Below are 23512 nucleotides of genomic sequence, written 5' to 3' on the forward strand. Positions count from 1 at the left end.
GTAAGAATCCACAGTGTTCAACTTTTTACACTGTGGATTTTTTAGTTTGTGTTAAAGTATCTATAAGGGTAATGTTGGTAAGGGATCTAGTGAGCTAGAAGTAAGATTGATGCAGAACTAATTAGGAATTATCACTGTTTTTTTTATCTAAATAATCATAATATCTATAGGAGGAATCAAATAGAATGAGAGATTATTTAATTATAGAAGAAAAATGTAGAGAAGGAATTGAATATAATAAAGAGTTTATTCAAGAAAATAAAGAGGATATTAAAAGTTTAGAAGAAGGTGAGAAAAAGGGAATTCAAAGATATTCTAAGGATAATAATAGTATTATAGAAGGAACCTACTTATCAAGCTTTAATTATGAGTTAGAGGATATTATTGCAAAATATTCCCTAGGAGAAGCTATCCATACAATAGAAGGAGATTTTGACAACGCTCTTATTGATTTGAGGCATATAGGGGAAAATGAAGTTGGATATTTAAATCTAATTTGGATGATATCTCTAGGGATTTTATTAGAGACGGAGAAAAAGAATCTTGTAAGTTTAGCTAAGCTAGTTGAGAAAGAAAATATGAACGATGCAGTAATCGATTTCCTCTTATGCGCTAGTGATATTGGATACACAAAAATGACGAATGTTTATTTTAAAGAAAATCCATATGCAAAAACGAGAGAGATTATAGAACTTGCACAAGCAGATAAAAAAGAAGCATCTAAAAGATTACAAACGTACATGGAGAAAGAATGGTTTAAAGGCCATTATGATTATGAATGGAAAAATGCGCATAAAGAACCTGGATATGTAGGGTATTGGAGCTTTGAGACAGCTGCAATAGTAAAGATACTCGGACTTGATGATACAAGTTTAAAAGATAATAATCATTATCCATATGATTTGGCACATTATAAAAATGAAATGAAATTCAAGCATATAGACCTAAGTGAATATCACTATGAAGATGAGACAGAAGAAATCGAGGATATAGTAGAAGGAATTGAACATAATCCTGCATTGGAAAATATTATTCCGCCAAAATGGCATTCATTGGTCAATGAATTAATACATGACTATGAGAATATGGATGATAGTAGTTTTTATGAAAAATACAAAAAAACGATAGGAATAGGTCAAGTGTGGTTCTTACCACAAGAGTATGAAGAAGAAAATGAACAAAAAAATCTATTAGGAAGTTTAATTGTGTTTGCCCTGACGGTAAGAGATTATATATTACAACTGGACTATAAAGAAGATTTAGAAGACTACATTGATAATCTTAAAAATTTCTGGAATGTTTCAGAAACAAAGTTAGTTCAATTTATATTAGAAAATGATCAAAATTATTATGCATGGGTACCAAAAGAAGCAAGTATCCCAAATATGTATGAAGTAAAGATAGAGAGTGTCGATGTAGAGGAAGTTCTATAACGAACAAATCGAAATGTTTTTTATTATATGTAATATTAGAATGCATTTTACTAGTTAATTGAAAACAATGCATGCGTGGCAGAAAAAAGGATGTATCGTTACTAAAAATTAGAGGGAAAGAAGGGTGTTGGATTGAGTTAAGCACCTCATTGTCAATATACGACAATAGGTGCTTTTTTGCGTGCAATGAAGAAAAAATAAAAGATTCATTTTCACTCTATTTCATCTTTGAAATACATGTTATAATTTGGAAAAAATATATTCTTAATTTTTAGATAATTGAAAGGTGGTAGATTACTATATGAGTACATTAAAGAAAATTACTAACAATATTTCGAAAGTTATTATAGGAAAAAACGAATCGATAGAACTAGCAGCCATTGCTCTAATAGCAAGGGGGCATATTTTATTAGAAGATGTACCTGGAACAGGAAAAACAACGTTAGCGAAAAGCTTGGCTAAAAGTGTGGACGCTAAATTTCAAAGAATACAATTTACAGCGGATACTTTGCCGGGAGATGTTATTGGTCTTGAATATTTTGATGTGAAGGAATCCGAATTTAAAACGAGGTTGGGTCCTATTTTTGCAAATATAGTAGTAGACGAAATAAATCGTGCTGTACCGAGAACGCAATCTTCGTTACTGGAAGTGATGGAAGAACGTACTGTTACGATTGCGAAACAGACACATTCATTACCAGAACCCTTTTTAGTAATTGCAACGCAAAATCCTCTTGAATCCGCCGGTACATTTCCTTTACCTGATGCTCAGTTAGATCGATTTTTACTTACTATACGCCAAGGCTATCCTACAAGAGAAGCAGAAAAGGAGATGATGAATCGTTTCCAAACAAATGATCCGTTAGAAACGTTACATTCCATTATTTCAACTGAAGAAATTATTACAGTGCAAAAGCGTGCAAGAGAAGTGTTAGTAGGGAATGATGTGCAAGATTATCTCCTTGAAATTATTGAAGCAACTCGTAACCATGAGTTAATTGAAATTGGTGTAAGCCCTCGGGGAACGTTGGCATTTATGAGAGCAATTCAAGCACGGGCAATATTAAATGAAAGAGATTACTGTACGCCAGATGATATTAAGACGCTCGCTGCATCCGTTTGTGCTCATCGTTTAACGTTAACGATTGAGGGAGAGATGAAAACGACGAAAGAACAAATTATGAAAGAAATTCTTCATACGATTAGTGTGCCAGTGGAGAATGTACGATGAATCAACAGCTTGTGTATACACCTTTAGCGGAGCCTTTCGTAATGGGGGTTATGTCAGTTGTAGCCGTTATTTTAAGTGTATTTTCAAGCAATCTACTGTTTTTATCTCTCGTATTTTTATATGTAATTTTAATAGGTGCTATGCATGTATATATACGTAAAGTATCTCGTGTTGAATGGGAATACAGTCAAGGGAGTTCGAATGTTTTTATAGGTGAAACGAATATGTGCAAAATGAAAATTTCAAACAAGTCGATATTTCCTATTCTTAATATCGTATTTCGATTTAAATGTGAAAATAAGCTAACTTGGAATCATGATGAAATAAACAAAAATTATAGTACAGGTTCAAATTATTATATGAATTTTAATTTAAAAGGAAGGGAGTCAGTTTCATTTGATTTGCAAGCTGTAGCGTTAAAAAGAGGCATCGCGAAATGGGAAGAAGTTGAAATTGTCATTACGGATCCCTTTGGATTCATAACGAACCATATAACGTATAAACAAGTTGGAACGCCGTCTTATTTAGTTTTACCAGCTGTTCCGAAAATGCAAGTTCCTGAATTGCAAGAATGGTCACGAGGGTTTCGAAAAGCGATGTCATCCCCCTTATATGATGAAACGAAAGTAATGGGAGTGAAGTCGTATGAAAATGAAGATTTTCGTTCTATCCACTGGAGTGCAACAGCGAAAACAGGGACGATAACCGCGAAAAAGTACGAGCGAACACAATCAGATAAATATGCGATATATCTCAACTTGCAAAATAAAAGCGGTATTTCTTTGCGAAATGATACAGAGGAACTCATTGAATTAACGGCAGGCATATGTAAACAACTGCTTATGCAAAACTGTTCATTTGAAGTATGGATCAATAGCGTAAAAGATAACGGTTTGCTACATATAAAGAACGGTCATAACCGAAAACATTTGCAAAATGTATTAAAAGTACTTGCCTCAATATCGGACCAAGATACTCCTGTATCGTCTACTTATTTTTACACAGCAGGCTTTCGGCGAAAAGAATTGGATGCAGTTCCTTTAATTCTTGGTACTTCCCCAAAGAAATACAGTAGAACGAATAAATGGGTCGTAATTAAAGAATAAGAAGGGGTTTATGTTATGGCTAATAAAGAGCGACATATGAAGGTGAAGGTTTGGAGTATTAGAGTTTTCATGATACTTTTCTTTACGGTTAGTGCGATAACGTTATCACAAGGTGTTGTGCATGTACAAGACATAGTAAAAGGGCTTTTTTCTAGTAAGACGGAGACAATATCGGAAAGAAATTATGATTTTACTAGTTTAGATGAACAGTTTGATGAACCTGAAAGAATTATAGATGAAGAAACAGGAGTTGTAGATACAAGAACAAAAATAGATAGGAAAATTCCACTTTTTGTACGAAAAAATTCATGGACTGATGTGTTTTCTGTTCTTTCAAATGCATGGATTAGTGTCGTTTTTTATGTAATTATTGCAGTGGTCATTCTCTATGCTTTTTATAAATTAACGAGGAGAAAGGTAACGAAATTAGAAATAGAACAGGATAAACAATCGATAACAAAAGAAAATATGGATAGAACCGAAAAGAACAAGAAAGTGAAGCATCAGTTTGAACAGCCGTTACTTAAAGATAAGATAAGGCAAACGTTAGTGGAATGGGAAAGAACATTACCGTTTCATGAACAGAGAAGGTCATATGAAACGATGCAACAATGGTTAAGCAGAATTTGTAGAACGCAAGATATTATTCCGATATATGAGTCTGTCCGATATGGAGAAAAGACGTATACGGAGTTAGATGTAGAGAAGACTGTACGATGGATAGAGCGAGACGGGAAGGCGTGACATTAATATAAGTAAATGAAATTAACTGTAAATTAATTTCATTTACTTATATTTAATTACATGGTAATGTATACTTACTTTTTTATATCTCTACCAATGTAAAAAGGTAGCCTTAGTAAAGTATTGCTCGTTGAATTTTTTTTGAGGTTATCTTCACTTCATCAATATAGAATGAAAAAGTGATGAATCCATTACGGGTATCATGTAAATAAAAAATATAATTTATATTTAAATTTTTGTGAGGGTGTGAAAATAGAATGAAACCGGTATTGAAAAACATACTCCTTTCCTTTATTTTTTCTGCAGCAGGGATGTGTTGGTTCCTATTTATGTTAGTTAGAGGAGACGGAGATTGGTTATTGTCTTGGGTAGGTGTATTAATGGCCTTTTTATCTTTATACACGTTAATAGATTTATATTGTAAGTATACATACGATAAAAAATTAAGTGAATTGTTTATCAAAGCAACAATTACTACCTTTAGTTTTGCAGTATTGGGAATCACATTTGGTATTGTACACGAGCTATTACAGCCATGGAGTCTTAGTTTAATGGTTTGGTATTGGTTGTTAGTGTTACTTTTATTTGTAACGACCATAATATTATTAGTTTTTGTATTATTTGTTAATCGTAAAAATTATAATATTCCTGGGAGATATAGAATACTTATACTGTTTAATCTATTTCTTACGTTAGCCCCAGTGCTGTGGCCATTACTACTTACTCTTATCGGGAATGGCATGAACGCTAGTGCAGGATGGTAAAAGTGAATGAACTAAAAAGTTGATATAGGGTTTTAAGTATGTAAGAGAACGTGTTTTGATAAATTGAAAACACGTTCTTTTTTTATTTTCATACATTACTTTTTCTCATCTGGGCGTCTAATTTTGAAAGTAAGTATTTCGTAAGGAATGGATAAGAAAAAAGAGAGATTTATTATATAAGATGAAAGTGTAGCTTGAATCAATACGATATGGATAGAGGAGAGAACCTTATGAAAAAATGTACTTCAATAAAGTTAGGAAGTTTTGCAGTTTTAATAGCGGGTACTACTCTTTTCGCACCAGGTTTTAATGTGAAAGCAGAGTCTACTCAAAATATTTCTAGTCCGTCACAAGCACAGGATCAAAAGAATCGGAATAGTTGGAAACAAATAATGCAGGAAACAGTACAGCTTGGAACACCAGGGGTATTAGCGAGGGCATCAAACAATGGAAAGATTAGTAGTTATACTGCAGGCGTCGCGGATTTAAATAGTAAGAAACCAATGAAATCGGATTATCGTTTTCGGATTGGAAGTGTGACGAAGACTTTTACTGCTACGACTGTTCTTCAATTAGTAGGAGAAAATCGTGTACAACTTGACGATTCTATTGAAAAGTGGCTACCTGGCCTCATTCAAGGAAATGGATATGATGGCAATCAAATTACGATACGTCAACTTTTGAACCATACAAGTGGTATAGCTGAATATTTAAAGTCAAAAGACGCTGACATTATGAATTCGAAAAAAACGTATACAGCAGAAGAAATAGTGGAAATAGGGCTTGCTCTACCTCCAGATTTTTCGCCAGGTAAAGGTTGGTCGTATTCAAACACGGGATACGTAATACTAGGAATGCTTATTGAAAAAATAACTGGTAATAGTTATGCGGAAGAAATTGAAAAGCGAATTATTGAACCTTTGGACTTGTTAAATACGTTTTTACCAGGTAATTCACCAGTCATCCCAGGAAAGAATCATGCTCGAGGGTATATGAAAATTGACGAAACAAGTGAATTGAAAGACATGACGTATTATAATCCGAGTTTAGCTAATTCAGCGGGAGATATGATTTCAGATGCGGACGATTTAAATAAGTTCTTTTCATCTTTGCTCGGTGGTAAGTTATTGAAAGAACGCGAGCTAAAAGAAATGCTTACTACAGTTCCAATAGAAGGAAAAGATCTTGGTGATGGATATGGCCTTGGGATCTATGAGACGAAACTTCCAAACGGTGTTTCAGTTTGGGGTCACGGAGGAGCAATTCCTGGGTTTATGACTTTTGCTGGCGGAGTAATTGGAGGCAAGCATACATTTGCTGTCAATGTTAACTCTTTAGGTGCGGCTGGTATTCTTACACAGTTTAATAAAATGATGCAAATTGAATTTAAGAAATAAATGAAAAGAATGTAAATGGGATCCTGTTTTAAGGGCAGTATTAGTATTCATAGTATGGCATCAAGTGTAATTCAAACTTATAGTCTGGTGGTAAAAAAGGATGTCGGTTACACGACATCCTTTTTTATTGAGAATCAAAGAGGTGTGTTTTGAATTTTGAAAATTGTTATTTTTGCAATCATTCCATATAATGAAAGGTATAGGGGATATACAGGGGAGTTATGAATGGAGAATACTTTAGTTTGTTAATTGTTTTTATTTTAATAAATAAAAGTAAATTGATTTGGAGTGAAATTCATTGGGAGAAAATCAGTTTAGATGGAGTAACACACAATTACGAGAACATGTTGAAGTAATAGATGGTAAAAGGAGTCCGCACATTTTATGTAAGAACGCAACTTATTTAAATTCCTATATGCGCGAGTGGATGCAAGCAAATATTTGGATCTATGATGACCGGATTGTTTATGTAGGGGAAAAGCTGCCAGTGCAACTGCATGAATGTGAAGTCATTGATTGTGATGGAAAGTATGTAGTTCCAAGTTACATAGAACCTCATGCACATCCGTATCAATTATATAATCCTGAAACTTTAGCGAATCATGCGATGCAGTTTGGGACAACAACTTTTATTAATGATAATTTAACTTTATTTTTCACATTACAACGTGAAGAAGCATTTCGTTTATTAGATGAATTTGAAAAGGTTCCAGCAAGTATGTATTGGTGGTGTCGTTTTGATGGACAAACTGAATTGCAAAACGGGGAAACTTTATTTAATCGTGAAGAAATAATAGAATGGCTTAAGCATAAAGCAGTTCTTCAAGGCGGCGAACTAACAGCGTGGCCAAAACTATTACATGGCGATGATGAAATGTTAACTTGGATGCAGGAAACGAAGCGATTGCAGAAGAAAGTAGAAGGACATTTTCCAGGTGCATCTGAAACGACTTTAGCGAAGTTAAAACTGTTAGGTACAGATTGTGATCATGAAGCGATGACAGGGCAGGAAGCTTTCACTCGTCTTATGCAAGGTTACACTGTTTCCCTAAGAAATTCTTCAATCCGCCCAGATTTAGAAGTTTTACTGAAAGAATTGTTGGAACTAGGCGTAAAGCAGTTTGATAGATTCTTTTTTACAACAGACGGCTCACATCCTTCGTTTTATGAGAATGGAATGACAAACGTTATGATTTCTACCGCGATAAAACAAGGAGTGCCAGTAATAGATGCATACGATATGGCAAGTTATAATATTGCTCGTTATTATAATATGGAACATGTACATGGTTCGATTGCGACAGGTAGAATTGCTAATATCAATATTTTAGAAAGTAAAGAAAACCCAGTACCAATTAGTGTCCTTGCAAAGGGGAAATGGGTGAAGCGTGACGGTGTAAATACACATGAGGCATTACATATAGACTGGAGTAAACATAAAGTAACTCCATTATCATTAGATTGGTCAATAGAAAAAGAGGATATGATTTTCTCTAATAAAACGGGGATACACTTATTAAATAACGTTATTACAAAACCATACACTAGTGAAATCAATATAGACTGTGATGAATTGTCCACAGATCATGATGAATGTTTCCTTATGATGATTGCCCGTGATGGCAGTTGGCAAGTGAATACAGCTGTGAAAGGTTTTGCGAAAAAACTAGGTGGGCTTGCTAGCTCTTATTCTGGTACAGGTGACATCATTCTTATCGGAAAAAGAAAAGAAGATATGCTAACAGCTTTTCGTAGAGTAAAAGAGCTCGGTGGTGGAATGGTCATAGTAGAAAACAATGAAGTGTTACACGAAATAGCATTACCATTGCTCGGGATTATGTCTAATTTAAAAATGAGAGAATTAATACAGGAAGAGAAACAGATGGTGAAATTACTACAAGAGCGTGGCTACGCGTATGATGATCCAGCATTTACAATTTTATTCTTTTCTGCGACGCACTTGCCTTTTATACGAGTAACACCTATAGGATTATATGATGTGAAAAGTAGTAAGGTAGTTGCCCCGCCCGTGAATTTGATAAAGCAATATTAAAAGGAAAGATCCTATAAAAATTTTATTTTATAGGATCTTTCTTATTATTAGCATAAGAATATTGTAAGCCTCAAATGATATAGTATCTAAATCATTTGAGGTGATATGTAAATATGAAAAAAATATTTTACATTTTAAGCGTATTTATTCTGTGTGTATCGATACAACACGTTGTACATTCCCAATCAGATGCACCAGAGTTATCTTCGGATTGTCTCGAAGAAAGAAAAGTTAGAGATGAAAAGTATGTGAAGAATATAATACAGGACATTAAATCCACATTTAATTTAAATATTGATGAACATAGTTTTTGGGAAGTAAGTAAAAGAGATTTGGAGGCTGCCCATTTGATGTATGGTGGAAAGGAAAATGATTCTTATTATAATTCGCTAACTAAAATTTATGACAGTGGTAGATTTAGCGAACAGCCCAGCCTATTTGTGAGGGCGCAAGAAGCATTTTTACTTTATAAAGAACAAGATAATATCAATGTAATGAAAAGCCTAAAACTAGACGTTGAAAAAGGGGAATGGCTCGTTATAAAAACGAAAAAGAAGAAAGGGAAAAAAGTGAAATTCAAGCCGTTGCAATGTGAAAAAGATTATATGAAAAAGAGAAATGAATAACAAAATACTTATTCATGCTATTTTATTCAACGATATTTTGCTGTTGATATGAAATAACAAAGGTAAACGAACATATTAGCTTTATGGAATATGTTTGTTTACCTTTGTTTGAGAGATTTAAAAATTGGGATGTTGTTAGTTGAAATTTATTTACTGGCTAATGAGCTTATAGCATTCAATGAATTTGTTCTTCATAAACATTAGATTTTGTGTCAAATGATTTATACATTGCCGAATCACCTATGTATATTTTATTCTACAGTATTTATAAAAAATGTTGGCTATTCATAAGAAATATAATTGGCACAGTTTTTGCTTGTATTACATGTAAGGAAGGGAGATTGTATGTAAGGAATCTGTACTCGTAATAGTATAAAACAAGCTACTATTGCATTATTAATCATATTTGTATTTATGGCGGAACTGTAAATACATACAAATAAGTGGTTTTTTGGTTTTAAAATTCTGAATTTTCTTTTAAATTGTTAGGGGGCAATGGTATGGTTAAATATTCGAAAATTTCTAAGTGGATTCTTGGTGTGGGACTAGTGACGATAACATGTAATGGTTTGCAAATTCAAGCAGAGACAAAAGAGAAAAATGTGAAGAACGTATTACAAATGGAGCCGGTAGGAATACAGAAATCTGTTGATGAATTGGCGCACCCTTCAAAAGTACAAGAAAATGCATCTTTTACAAAACGATTAAAATTAGCGGATTTATCGCAGCGTCCACTAGCACCAACCGATAATATTAAACCGTTAGCTGAAGAAAAAAAGTATTCAATGGCTGAGTTAAATCAATTAAATAACAAACAATTAACTGATCTTCTTGTGACAATTAAATGGTATCAAATTCCGGAATTATTTCAGTTTAATAGTGATAGTCTTAAATTCTATCAAGATGATAGTCGAATGCAAGCAATTATTAATAAACTAGCAGAACAAGGACAAACTTATACGAAAGATGATTCAAAAGGAATTGAAACATTAGTAGAAGCTCTACGTGCAGCATTTTATTTAGGTTTTTACCATGATGAATTAAGCAAACTAAATGAGCGTAGCTACCATGATAAATGTTTACCAGCTTTAAAAACAATTGCAAAAAATCCAAATTTCAAACTTGGTACATCAGAACAAAATAAAGTAATTGCATCATATGGAAAATTAATTGGAAATGCATCAGCAGATGTTGAAACGGTTTTATATGCAGGTGAAATTTTTAAACAATATAACGATAATCTTGCAACTTTCATTGAAGACCGAACAAAAGGAGACGCTATATATGAGTTGATGAAGGGAATTGACTTTGATATTCAGACGGATATGTACACGACTGGAAAAGAGCCAAAAGATACGATGTGGTATCGAAATATCGATAACTTTATTAATGAAATAAATCGTTTTGCACTACTTGGTACAGTAACAAATAAAAACGGATGGTTAATTAATAATGGAATTTACTATGCTGGCCGATTGGGCAAGCTTCATAGCACGCCGACAAAAGGACAACAAGTTGCTACAGATGCAATGCGAATTTATCCATATTTAGGAGAGCAATACTTTGTTGCGGCAGAACAAATTACTACAAATTATGGAGGAATAGATGCGAATGGAAAAACTGTAAATTTAGATCAAATTCGAGAAGAGGGTAAAAAGAAATATTTACCGAAAACGTATACGTTTGATGATGGTGCAATTGTCTTTAAAGCTGGGGATAAAGTTAGCGAAGAGAAAATTAAACGTCTATACTGGGCGGCAAAAGAAGTGCGTTCTCAATTTTATCGTACAGTTGGTAGCGATAAACCACTTGAAAGTGGACATGCTGATGATGTGTTAACGATGGTTATTTATAATAGCCCAGATGAGTATCAATTTAATCGTCAACTGTACGGATATGAAACGAATAATGGTGGGATTTATATTGAAGGGACAGGGACTTTCTTTACATATGAACGTACACCAGAGCAAAGTATTTATAGTCTGGAAGAATTGTTCCGCCATGAATTTACGCACTACTTACAGGGAAGGTACGAAGTTCAGGGATTATGGGGCCAAGGGGAAATGTATCAAAATGAACGTTTAACATGGTTTGAAGAAGGGAATGCAGAGTTCTTTGCAGGTGCAACGCGATTAGATAGTGTAGTACCACGAAAAAGTATAATTGGTGGGTTATCTAATGATCCTACAAAACGTTATACAGCATCACAAACATTAAATGCGAAATATGGAACGTGGGATTTTTATAATTATTCGTTTGCACTACAATCATATATGTATAATAAGCGCCCAGAAATGTTCGATAAAGTACATGATTTAATTCGCGCAAATGATGTTTCAAGTTACGATGAATACCGTGCTACATTAAGCAAAGATAATAAGTTAAATGAAGAATATCAATCTTATATGCAAATGCTTATTGATAATCGTGATAAGTATACAATTCCACAAGTATCAGATGAGTATTTAACTCAGCATGATCCAAAATCGCTTTCGGACGTTACTTCAGATATTACGAATGAAGCGAAACTAAAAGATGTGAAAGTAACAAAGAATAAATCACAATTCTTTAATACATTTACACTACAGGGGACATATACAGGAAGTGCGGCTAAAGGAGAAGTTGAGGACTGGAAAGTGATGAATGAAGCAACAAATGATATGTTGAAACGCCTTTCAGGAAAAGAGTGGACTGGATATAAAACATTGACTGCTTATTTTGTAAATTACCGTGTAAATAATGCTGGGCAATTTGAATATGATGTTGTGTTTAGCGGAGTGAATACGGAAGAAGGTACGGCTGTAGAAAAAGAACCAAATAATTCATTTGAAACAGCAAACCCACTATCTTTGAATATTTTGTTAAGAGGAACCTTGAGCGATCAAGATCAGGGGGATAAATTTGTTATTGATGTAAAGGATCAAAAAGATTTACAAATTTCGGTTACGAACGAACAAAATCTTGGATTGAACTGGGTATTATATTCTGAATCAGATCTAAATAATTATGTAGCTTATGCAACAAAACGTGATGGAAACAAATTGCTTGGAAATTATAATGCAAAGCCAGGGAAATATTACTTAAGTGTATATAAGTATGGTGGTGGAACAGGGAATTATACGGTACAAGTAAAATAGTTTACTATAGTTTGTTTTGAAAGGCTACTTATCGCATTTTGTAGCGAAATAAAGTAGTTTAATGTTAAACATTAAACTACTTCAATATATCCCTGTTCTAATTATAGAACAGGGATATATTGGCTTTACATTTTTAAATTAAATAATCTCATTGGATTTTGATAAGAAAATAATTAATATAGATTTGAATTCTCATTCGTAAAGCATGTTTTAATCTTCTTAATGCTCTTTCATTTTTGTCTCAATGTTTGTTTTCAAATCAGTGGATACTCGATTGAAATACCCCAAAACGATCTTCCTAATATCATCGGATATAACTTTCAAATCACTAGCTAAGTTTTCAGCGAGATGTTCTTTTTCTATTGGCTGTAACTTCGTATAAAATTCACTAGCCTGCGTAAAGTTATCCTGTTTCGTTATAGAAGTTCTTTCAAGTTTACCTTCAACGTACCTTCCTTCACCGGTTGTAATTTGATTAGCAGGTGTCCAATCTTGCTGCTGGTTAATCGTTAATTTACGAAATTCGGGACCAATTCTTCTTCTTTGTGAATCACTGTAAATGTTAGCGCGCCCTTGCAGCATTTTATCATCTGATAGTTCTGCACCATCCAGTAAATTAGAAGGGGAGAATGCGACTTTTTCTACTTGTTCCATAAAATTTTCAGGATTTTTATTTAATACCATTTTCCCGACTGGTATGAGAGGATACGTTTGTTCATCCCATACTTTTGTGTCATCTAAAGGATCATAAGAAAGGTGCGCTTCATCTTTCGGATCCATGAGCTGGACGTATAAACCATACTCCACTGGTTTACCATTTTCAATAGCATCATATAAATCTTTCCCGCTATAATCAGGATTTTCGGCAGCTAGTTTAATTGCTTCTTTACTAGTAATGTACTGTACACCTTCAAACGGGTACCAATGATACTTTACATACTTTCGATTACCTTCCGCATTTCTCCATACATATGTATTAACACTATGTCCTGGAATGTGGCGAAGACTTTTGGCCGTACCATTATTAGAGTATAAACGGACAACAAAATGAATAGATTCAGGTGCTTTAGCGACAAAACTCCAAAATCTATTAGGGTCTATTAAGTTATTTTTAGGTGAAGGCAATAATGCTTGAATCGTTTCAGGGAAACGCATCGGATCACGGACAGAAAAAACAGGAATGTGATTACATAAAAGGTCAAAAATGCCTTCTTTTGTATAAAATTTTGTAGAAAAACCGCGTACATTTCTAGCAGTATCCGGTGTTCCTTTCGTACTAACAGCTAACGAAAATCGCACCATAACAGGAACTTTCTCATTAGAATTTTGTAAAAAACTTAATTTAGTATGTTCAGACATCGAATATATCGTTTGAAAATAACCGAACGCACCAAATCCTTTTACATGAACAGGTCTTTCTAAAATTTTTTCATGAATAAATTCTTGTAACGTCTCGTGAAGTACACTATCTTGCTCTAGAACAGGTCCACGTGAACCAACTGTTTGTGAGTGGAGTGTAGCTTGTTCATTACGTTCTCTATCTTCATTAAAGTCATTCCCTAGTAAAGATTGCCCCTGTTTATCATAGTTTTCATTCATCGATATAGCCTCCAAATTTATTTCGTCTATTGTTACTAAATATGATTTTATAACCTTGATTATGTATGACATGCAAAGTAGTAACAGACCGCTAGATGAAAAAAATGCACATGTAGTGGACCTGTTGAAATAGAAGAAATTATGGAAAAATGAATATCGTGAAGAAAATTACTATTAAAATTTTAATCTGAAAAATAAATTTATAGAGAATAAACATAAATAAACAGGGAAAATAACTAGGAGGAATTTAACATGTCGGATTGGTTTCAATTAGATAAGGAATATATGATGTCTACGTATTGTCGTACGAAGGTTGCAATAGAAAGAGGAGAAGGGTGCAAGCTTTATGATGTGGATGGTAAAGCGTATATAGACCTATTTTCTGGCGTCGGAGTAAACGTATTAGGGTATAATCATCCGAAAATTGTGCAAACAACAATGGAACAAGTTACAAAATCGTTGCATCTGCCGTTTCATTTTTTAAACCCAGTTGCAATTGAGTATGCTAAGAAATTAGTGGATTGCTCATTAAAAAACGGAAAGGTCTTTTTTACAAACTCAGGTACGGAAGCGACAGAAACGACGTTGAAATTAATTGATAAATATAGAGCTAATATGAATGAAGAATGTGAAGGAATTGTAGTGCTAAAGAATAGTTTCCATGGGCGTACGTTAGGGGCACTACATTTTACGAGACAAGAAAGTGTATATCAAAATTTCCCTGAAACATCGATTCCTGTATACGAAGTAGAGCGCGAAAATATAGACCAATTAGAAGAGACTATTATTAAAGAAAACCCAATTGCGATTATGCTAGAGCCTGTATTAGGAAGTGGGGGGATTTATCCTTTATCAAGTGAATATTTGCATGGTATTCAATATTTATGTGAAAAATATAATGTACTTCTTGTCGTTGATGAAGTTCAAAGTGGTATGGGGAGAACCGGGAAACTGTTTGCGTATCAAAATTTTAATATTACACCGGACATTATTCAAATTGGTAAAGGAGCAGGAGGCGGGATACCGCTAGGGGGAATTATTGTAGGTGAAAAGTTATGTGATGTATTTTCACCAGGAGATCACGGGACAACATTTGCTCATTCATCAATGGGAACAGCTTTAGGTTTAACTGTATTAAATACATTACTTGATGAGGGGTTAATGCAAGAAGCTTATGAAACGTCACTATATTTGAATGACAAACTGCAAGACATTCAGAAAGAAAATTCTTATTATATTCAGGAAGTGCGTCATGCTGGCATGATGTTTGGAATTAGTCTGAATGATACGAATGAAAATGTGAAGAAATTACAGGTTGAGCTAATGAATAAAGGAATGTTAGTCGATGTAACACAAGGGAATATTATTCGATTACTTCCGCCGTATATTATTACAAAAGAGGAAATTGATGCATTTATTAATCAGTTTATTTCTTGTCTGGTTAAAGTAGCTGTTTTAACAATTGTTTAAAAATAAATTTCAAGTTCTACTCTTCAGAATACATTCTTTTTTTCATAAATATATCAGTAGCTATGAAATATTCTTAATTATTTCTTCAGTTGTGATTGGTAAAATAGTATGTCTTCATCTACCAAAAAAATGTGTCTAAAAGGGGAATAATTTGAGTTATTGATTTGAATTTTAAAAGTTTTATTTCAGAAGCATTATTTTATTTAGTAATTTATATATTACTAGACGACATTTGTCTGGTAAAAAGCCAAAAAATAAGAATGCTAGAACATTTTCAAAAAAATAACATACGAATATAAATATAATGAGAATGAGGTGATATGTTGGAATACAAGGATATTCAATTCACGTCCTTACAAATGAGAACTGATAGATTTGGGTGGGCCGGTATTCAATATACAAATAAAAAGCAAGCTATTTTATTTACTCGAAATGGAGGGGAAGAATGGGATATTGTCAATCCTCTTAATTCTATAATATTATCCATATATCCGATAAACTCTCGAAGCTCTTGGGCATATGGTTTAACAAAAACGAATGATAATCTAGTGCCTGCTATATTTTATACAGTTAACAGAGGGGAAAAATGGAGTGAGTTTATTTTACCAATTGAAGAAAATTGGGAGAAATCGACTGATGTTCAGGTACAATTGCATGCCACGAATATGGATAGTATATGGATTATAATATCTAGAAAACTCGCATCGAATAAATTTGAGCATAATTTGTATTATTTGAAAACTAAAGGACAAGTATGGAAGGTAATAAGAAAAATAAATATTAGTGATAGTATATCAGGTGTAACATTTATAAATAGGTTAGTTGGTTTTATTTCTCTACAAAAAAAATATAAAGAATCAACGATATATAAAACGATAGATGGTGGTAGAACTTGGCACCCTATAAAAAACAATCAGAATATTCAAGAGGTTAATAACGGGAATTCCATGGCTTATAAAACGATCTATAAAAATAACTTGTTAGCGATACCAACTAAAACGAATGATAATATATTTTTTATAAATTATTCATTTGATAAAGGTAATACATGGCATACTCCAAATCGAAAAATAAACACTAGTAAAGTTGCTATTTCTTTTTTTAGTGCACATTATGGTTGGGTTATAAATAGTGAGAACGGAGATGTGTATCAAGTAAAGAAAAAAGCATCGGAATGGATAAAATTATCAAGTAATCCGTTGTTAAAAAATGTATTTTGTTTACATTTTATAAATGAGCATAGTGGCTGGGCTTGTAGTAAAGAAGAAATATTTACTACAACAGATAGGGGTATAACCTGGAAGAAAGTGTTATATAAAATTAATCATATTGATAAATTAACTTAAAAAAGAGTCCTAAAAAATTAGGACTTTTTTTATGATTTTTAAAAGGCGAGAGTTGTAATATACATAATTAGAAGGGGGAAGGATAAAAGCGTAAAGCATATATTTTCAAAAAAATGGACGTTTGTTTTTACACAGTACAATCCATTTTTGAATATATTGATAAAGTAGCAAATTTAGAGGGAATAGTAATACTTAATATTTTATGTTCATATTAATGATGCCACATGGTGTGTAAAAAAGGGGGATTGTAATGAGATCATTAACAGTTATTATTTCGTATAGTGATAGAGCACAAATATTAGAAGATTTAATTAAAAATGTATGGGAGCTAAACCCAATTGAAATTATTGTTATGCTCCCTAATGATAGAAGTAAATTATATGAAATAGCAAAGAAATATAGATGCCGAATTGTTTTGACAGAGAAATATAGTGGGCATTATCGCGGATATGAAGCTTTTATAAAGGAAGCAAGAGGAGATGCTTTATTATTTTTAGATGGTAAATTTTCATTATCTACAGATGAAATGAAGGGATTTATTGAACCAATTGTTACAAATCAGGCTGATGTAATTTTGAATAAAATAGATAAGTTTATAGAAATAGATAAATGTCCGAATGTGGATATTGTATGGAGAAAAATGTTAAATGAAATTTTAGGTCGGCCAGATTTAAAATGCAATTCAATGCTTTCATTACCATATGTGCTTACGAAGGAAGTATTGGTTAATATCGGTTGTGATTTTATAGAAGATGCCATTCTTTCTCATATCAAGATTGTGAGTCAAGGGTGGCGGATTAGCGATCAATATGCAATAAACACTTTATCTAAAGATGAAACTTTAGAAGAAAAAGGATATTTAATAAAAAAGGAACTATCAAAAAATGAAAAAGAGAAAGTGAAAAAATATCTAATTGGAATATCTAAAGGGATAGAGGAAAAAGGGAGAAGAGGAGGGTTTACTGATGCAGGAAAAAGAAGAGATATTATTCAAAGGTTAGGTGAATTAAAACAATACCCTTGTTATCATCAAGGTTTTGGGATGCATTCTTCAATTTATGGTGGAAAGCAACTTTCTGTAATTATACCGGTGCAGGATGAAGAAGAAACTATAGAACAAGTGATACTTGAGACTAGAAAAATAGAACCGCTAGAAATTATTGTTGTTGTAAATGGGTCAACAGATAATACCGCCAATATTGCTAAAAGTCTTGGTGCTACTGTTATTAAATATAACGAGCGACTTGGCCATAATGTTGGACGTGCAATTGGGGCACTTGAAGCGATAGGAGATATTCTCTTATTTATTGATGGTGATTTTAGTATTTCAGGAAGTGATTTGCATTGCTTTACGCAAGCAGTCTCAGATGGTGTAGATATAGCATTAAATAATCTAAATCCAAGTTTAAATCCGCCTTTTTATATTGTTGATATTGTAAAGTATATGCTTAATTTAGCATATAATCGTCCTGAATTAAGTAATGGTTCGTTAGTAGCTATTCCACATGCAATGAGTAGATCATGTTTAGATGCAATAGGATGGGAAACTTTATTATGCCCTAGCCTTGCTCAAGTGAAAGCTATATTACAAGGATACAGAGTAGAGTGTGTGCACTATGTAGATGTTGTAAAGCCGAATAGAATTCGTTTAAAAGAACATGTAGATTACACTGGGCATCCTCCAGCAGTATTAAGAATTCTGGGTGATCATATTGAAGCACTCTCCTACTTAATAGAAAAGTTAGATTAGGGCAATGAGTTATATAAGAGAATTGGTGAGGTGTAAAAATGAAGAAATTACTTTCCATAATCATATTAGTTGAATATGAAATAGGTTTGTTAAATGAAATTATTCAGAGTGCTAAAAGTTTATTTCCATATGAGATTATTATAGTAATAAATGAGAAGCGAAACATAAACAAAAAAACTCTAACTGAATCTGGAGTTAAATGTATTAGAAGTGATTCAGAAAATATGCGTGTTATAGGGGCAAAAGAAGCAAAAGGAGATATATTGTTATTTTTAGATGATAGTAATAGTATTTCTGCATGTGAACTTAAACAATTTATGCAACCTGCTATTAAAGATAATGCAGATGTGGTTTTAAATAACTTGCACTCTTTCTTTATTGAAAGACAGAAAAAAGAATTTCCAGGTGCTAATATTATTTGGAGACAAATTATAAATGAAGTGTTAGGAGCGAATGAATTAAAAATAAATTCTTTGCTCTCTTTACCAAATATAATTACAAAAAAAGCTTTACAAGAAATTAAATATGAAACTCTTAAAAACCCTGTTTTGGCGCAAATAAGACTTATTGAAGAAGAAAAAAAGTTTAGTTGCCATTACTTTATAGAAACACAATTGGCTAAAGAGTTTTGTTTAGAAGAAAGAGCATTAAATGAAAGATCATTAGTAGATATAGAAAAGAAAAATATGAACAAACACTTAGTTGCTATGGCAGAATGGTTAATGAAAACTGGAATTAGGGGAATGTATCATGATGTTACAAGAAATCGAAAACTTGTAAATATTCTTAAAAAACATAATACCATCCCTTTTTCACAAAAAGGATGGGGAATTCAATCACAAAAATATAACGGAAAACAATTGTCTGTAATTATACCCGCTCAGAATGAGGAAGCAACAATTGGACAAGTAATTTGTGAAGTGAGAAAAATTGAGCCCCTAGAAATTATTGTCGTTGTAAATGGTTCCACAGATAATACAGCAAATGTTGCTACGCAACTTGGTGCTACTGTTATTACGTATAAAAATCCGTTAGGGCATGATGTGGGAAGAGCAATTGGCACTGTAGCAGCAAAGGGAGATATTCTTTTATTTTTAGATGGTGATCTTGTTGTTTCTGCAAAAGATCTATATCCATTTCCACAAGCTATTGCAGATGGATGTGATGTTGCCTTAAATGATTTAAATCCCTTTTTATGTAAACATTTTCCCCTTCATATTGTCACCTTATTTAAATACGCGTTGAACTTAGCATGTGATAGAAAAGATTTAGGTGTAGGTTCACTTACAGCAATTCCACATGCAATTAGTAAACAATTTATAAATGATATCGGATGGGATATATTACTCTGTCCAAGCGTTGCGCAGGTAAACGCTATTTTAAATGATTACAAGATAGAATGTGTACATTATGTAGACGTAATTAAAAATAATCGGCTCCGCCCGAATGAAAATGTTGTAGCGAAAGGAATTTCTCCAACTATATCACTCATTCTGGGAGATCATTTGGAGGGTTTCTCTTATTTGTTGAATCATAGCAAAATGTAAGTATATTTTAGATAGATGGGAAGGGTGATTAAACTGTTAGATCAGTATAAAAAAATCAATATTTCATATGAACAATTACAGCAAATGAATTTTCAAACTACGGAACCTTTTATACTCAAAATTGATTGGGATAAAGTAGCTTATGAATTTTTAATTCGTATTAAGCATAATGCTTCCAATGTTATTGTTTTTGGCTCTGGAGCAGGTGGTTTTCAAGAACAACCAATTGGTCCACCTATTTTTCATAGACATTCTTGGATGGAAGAATTTGAAGATACTGTTATATATTATAATGATCCTACTTTATATCATGGAGAAATATCTTTAGGTTGGGGACAGGGGGAGTTAGATAGATTTTATTTACAAGATATCGCAAATATTTTAAAACTATTATTGATAAAGTTGCAAGTTGATTCGAAAAATGTGTTGTTTTATGGAAGTTCCGGGGGAGGATTTATGTCTTTAATATTAGCTGGTTTCGTAAAGGGTTCCACAGCTTTAGTTAATAATCCTCAAACAAATTTAATGAAATGGATACCTGTACCGGTAAATCAAGTTTTCAATTTATCTTATCCAGGCTTATCAAGAGAAGAAATTGAAGAGAAATTTGGCGAAAGAATTAACATCACGGATTTTTTTAAGAGTATTGAATACGTTCCAAATATTTATTTTTTACAAAATGTCGCATGTGAATTTGATGTGCAAAATCACTTACTACCATTTATTTCTGGGTTAGAGCAAATGGATGAAAATACGGAAGTGAATCAAATTTTAGTAGACTTATATTTCGACAAGAAAGCAGGGCATGCAGCTTTAGAGAAGAATGAAACGATTGAATATATAAAAAAGGTAAAACCTAATCAGACTGTAAGAGAGGTGAAAGAAGGAGTGGAATTGTCAGTCGTTATTGTCGTGGGAGAGCAAAAGTCGAAATTAAATCGAATTTTAGAGAAATTAAATTATTTAAAACCACTAGAAATTATCATTGTAGCTGATAATAGAATGAATACTATACAATCAATAACGACAATTGTTGAAAGTAATGTTGTTGTTATTGAAGAGAAAAACAAATGTAAAGCACCAGTTAATGGGGCAAGAATAGCCAATGGAGATGCTGTCTTATTTTTAGACGGAGAAGATGTTGTTTTTTCAGTGGAGTTAGCACAATTTTTAAAGCCGCTATTAAAAAAAGAAACAGATGTAATATTGAATAACGCAGACTCCGTATATTTTGAAAAAATGAAAATAGAGTGGCCGAGTATTGCTATGGTGTATAGAAAAGTATTAAATGACGTATTAGGACATATGGATTTAAAGTATGATTCGATGTTATCTATGCCATATGCCATTTCAAAAAAAGTAATTGAAGACATTGGATATGACATCTTACAGAATCCTATACTTGCTCAAGCAACACTTATTGAGAAAGGGTGGCGAGTACACACCTCATCAGCAATTATTAAAACCTCTTTGAATAATATATCTACAAATAAAAACTCTTTCTCTGGAAATGAATTAACTAAATTAGAAGTGCGTGAGATTAAAAAAAATGTAAAAGTATTAGAAAACTGGTTACAACGAAAAGGTGATAGAGGTAACTATACGGATGGAGGAAGGAAAAGAGAAATTATAGAGCAACTAAAAATACAAAAAAATTATTTGCGTTTCCATAAAGGATGGGGAATGAAGTCTTCTATTTATAATGGAAAACAGCTATCAATTATTATACCAGCACAAAATGAAGAAGCGACGATTAAACAAGTTATTCTTGAGGCAAGAAAAATTGAACCGAAAGAAATAATTGTTGTTATAAATGGATCGACAGATCGGACAGAGGAAATTTCAAAGCAATTAGGAGCAACAGTGATTGTCTATCAAGAAGCGTTAGGACATGATGTCGGGCGTGCAATTGGTGCGCAGGAGGCCATAGGAGATATACTTCTCTTTATAGATGCCGATTTTGCTATTCCAGCAAAAGATTTACATCCATTAACGCAAGCTGTTACTGACGGTGTTGATATTGCTTTAAACGATTTAAATTTAAATCTTAGATTCCCTCTATATATTGTAAATATATATAAATATATGTTGAATATTGCTTGTAACCGTAAAGATTTAGGAGTGGGATCTCTTGTAGCGGTTCCTCATGCTATTAGTAGAAAATGTTTAGAGGGAATTGGCTGGGATACTCTTCACACATCATGTATTGCACAAGTAAAAGCAATATTAGAAGGATATAAAGTAGAATGTGTTCATTATGTAGATGTAATGAAACCAAATCGTATTCGACCACATGAGCACTTCGCGACAATAGGGCATCCGCCAGCTGTATTAAGAATTACTGGTGATCATTTAGAAGGCCTTTCGTATTTATTGAAGCATAGGAATTTTAAAGATTTATTTCTATTTTAAGAGGTGATTCAGTCGATTAATCAATTGAGAAATATAAATATTTCATATGAGCAACTTGAAGGCATTTATTTTAATATGGAAGAACCGTTTTTACTAAGTGTAGAATGGCAAGGAATAAATTATGAGTTTATTATTAGAATGAAATTACAATCAAAAAAACTTATTATTTTGGGTTCGGGGGCAAGTGAAAAGCAGTCGCCACCTATTTTTCAAAGATACACTTGGATTAAGGATTTCGAAGAATCTGTAATTTTTTATAATGATCCAACCCTTTATTTAGGTGAAATTTCTTTAGGTTGGGGGCAAGGAACGATAGATAGGTATTACTTGAAAGATATAGCGATAATTTTAGAAAAAATAATAAGAAAGATAAATATTTTAAAAGAAAATGTGTTACTTTATGGAAGTTCAGGTGGAGGATTTATGTCCCTTATATTAGCAGGTTATTTAAGAGGGACTTTCGCATTGGTCAACAATCCTCAAACCATATTAACAAATTGGTATACTACTCCTATTACACAAGTTTTTCAGCTATCATATCCTAACTTATCAATACAAGAAATTAAAGATACGTTTGCAGAGAGAATAAATGTTATTGCATTTTATAATAAGATAGGCTATGTACCGCCAATTTATTACTTGCAAAATATAGCAGCTGATTTTGATATGAAAAATCATTTGGAGCCTTTTATAACTGGATTACAAGAATTAGAAAGGATAGATGCTGTAAATAAAGTTAAATTAGATTTATATTTTGATAAACAATTAGGGCACATCCCTTTAGAGAAGAATAAAATTATGCCATATATGAAACAAACGCTCTATGAAGATAGAATATTGTAATTAAAAGTTGAGAATCTCTTCATGTATTTGAAGAAGTTTTTACCTCTTTAGTTT

16 protein-coding genes are annotated in these 23512 nt (G+C 32.7%); 15 read left to right on the plus strand and 1 reads right to left on the minus strand.

Going from position 1 to position 23512, the window contains the following annotated elements; genetic code table 11:
- Positions 1-185: 185 nt before the first annotated feature.
- From QCI79_RS25475 to colA, 9 genes are all read left to right on the plus strand, one after another.
- Positions 186-1433, plus strand: a complete 1248-nt coding sequence (locus tag QCI79_RS25475; protein ID WP_001205872.1) for a PoNi-like cognate immunity protein — start codon at positions 186-188, stop codon at positions 1431-1433.
- A 301-nt stretch (positions 1434-1734) separates the two neighbouring features.
- Positions 1735-2664 (plus strand): AAA family ATPase, encoded by a 930-nt coding sequence (locus QCI79_RS25480; protein ID WP_021728699.1) that lies wholly within the window; start codon positions 1735-1737, stop codon positions 2662-2664.
- Positions 2661-3770, plus strand: a complete 1110-nt coding sequence (locus tag QCI79_RS25485) for a DUF58 domain-containing protein (RefSeq protein ID WP_001075950.1) — start codon at positions 2661-2663, stop codon at positions 3768-3770. Before QCI79_RS25480 ends, QCI79_RS25485 begins: the two co-directional genes overlap by 4 nt.
- 15 nt (positions 3771-3785) lie before the next feature.
- The gene (locus tag QCI79_RS25490) at positions 3786-4514 is read left to right on the plus strand and encodes a hypothetical protein (RefSeq protein WP_001284445.1); all 729 of its coding nucleotides are present in this window, start codon (positions 3786-3788) and stop codon (positions 4512-4514) included.
- A 257-nt stretch (positions 4515-4771) separates the two neighbouring features.
- Complete coding sequence (locus tag QCI79_RS25495) at positions 4772-5278, plus strand: DUF3902 family protein (protein WP_000805742.1); 507 nt, start codon at positions 4772-4774, stop codon at positions 5276-5278.
- Positions 5279-5508: 230 nt separating this feature from the next.
- Entirely contained in the window at positions 5509-6675 is a 1167-nt protein-coding gene (locus QCI79_RS25500; RefSeq protein ID WP_000710662.1) for a serine hydrolase domain-containing protein, read from the plus strand.
- Between the two features lie 298 nt (positions 6676-6973).
- Positions 6974-8728 carry an adenine deaminase gene (locus tag QCI79_RS25505; protein ID WP_021728700.1) on the plus strand — a complete coding sequence of 585 codons (1755 nt, stop codon included), beginning with the start codon at positions 6974-6976 and terminating at the stop codon, positions 8726-8728.
- 113 nt (positions 8729-8841) lie between these two features.
- Positions 8842-9354: a hypothetical protein gene (locus QCI79_RS25510; protein ID WP_000719376.1), complete on the plus strand. Its 513-nt coding sequence runs from the start codon at positions 8842-8844 to the stop codon at positions 9352-9354.
- 500 nt (positions 9355-9854) lie between these two features.
- Entirely contained in the window at positions 9855-12491 is a 2637-nt protein-coding gene (gene colA / locus QCI79_RS25515) for a collagenase ColA (protein WP_000241875.1), read from the plus strand.
- Positions 12492-12710: 219 nt separating this feature from the next.
- Here the strand turns inward: colA and QCI79_RS25520 are convergent, their stop codons facing one another.
- Positions 12711-14090: a catalase gene (locus QCI79_RS25520; RefSeq protein ID WP_001005108.1), complete on the minus strand. Its 1380-nt coding sequence runs from the start codon at positions 14088-14090 to the stop codon at positions 12711-12713.
- A gap of 252 nt (positions 14091-14342) precedes the next feature.
- Between QCI79_RS25520 and QCI79_RS25525 the strand changes: the two genes are divergently transcribed.
- The 6 genes from QCI79_RS25525 (at position 14343) to QCI79_RS25550 (ending at position 23458) form a co-directional block, all read left to right on the plus strand.
- Positions 14343-15560, plus strand: a complete 1218-nt coding sequence (locus QCI79_RS25525; protein WP_001286499.1) for an aspartate aminotransferase family protein — start codon at positions 14343-14345, stop codon at positions 15558-15560.
- 323 nt (positions 15561-15883) lie between these two features.
- Complete coding sequence (locus QCI79_RS25530; protein ID WP_000455780.1) at positions 15884-16906, plus strand: VPS10 domain-containing protein; 1023 nt, start codon at positions 15884-15886, stop codon at positions 16904-16906.
- Positions 16907-17156: 250 nt separating this feature from the next.
- A complete protein-coding gene (locus tag QCI79_RS25535) occupies positions 17157-18656 on the plus strand; it encodes a glycosyltransferase (protein ID WP_001257269.1) in 1500 nt (499 codons plus the stop codon).
- A gap of 38 nt (positions 18657-18694) precedes the next feature.
- Positions 18695-20203, plus strand: a complete 1509-nt coding sequence (locus QCI79_RS25540) for a glycosyltransferase family 2 protein (RefSeq protein WP_000735456.1) — start codon at positions 18695-18697, stop codon at positions 20201-20203.
- Between the two features lie 84 nt (positions 20204-20287).
- A complete protein-coding gene (locus QCI79_RS25545) occupies positions 20288-22615 on the plus strand; it encodes a glycosyltransferase family 2 protein (RefSeq protein WP_170857912.1) in 2328 nt (775 codons plus the stop codon).
- Positions 22616-22690: 75 nt separating this feature from the next.
- Positions 22691-23458, plus strand: a complete 768-nt coding sequence (locus QCI79_RS25550) for a hypothetical protein (protein ID WP_002101073.1) — start codon at positions 22691-22693, stop codon at positions 23456-23458.
- Positions 23459-23512: the final 54 nt, after the last annotated feature.

The organism is Bacillus cereus group sp. MG1 (assembly GCF_040460035.1).
Classification (GTDB): Bacteria; Bacillota; Bacilli; order Bacillales; family Bacillaceae_G; genus Bacillus_A; species Bacillus_A cereus.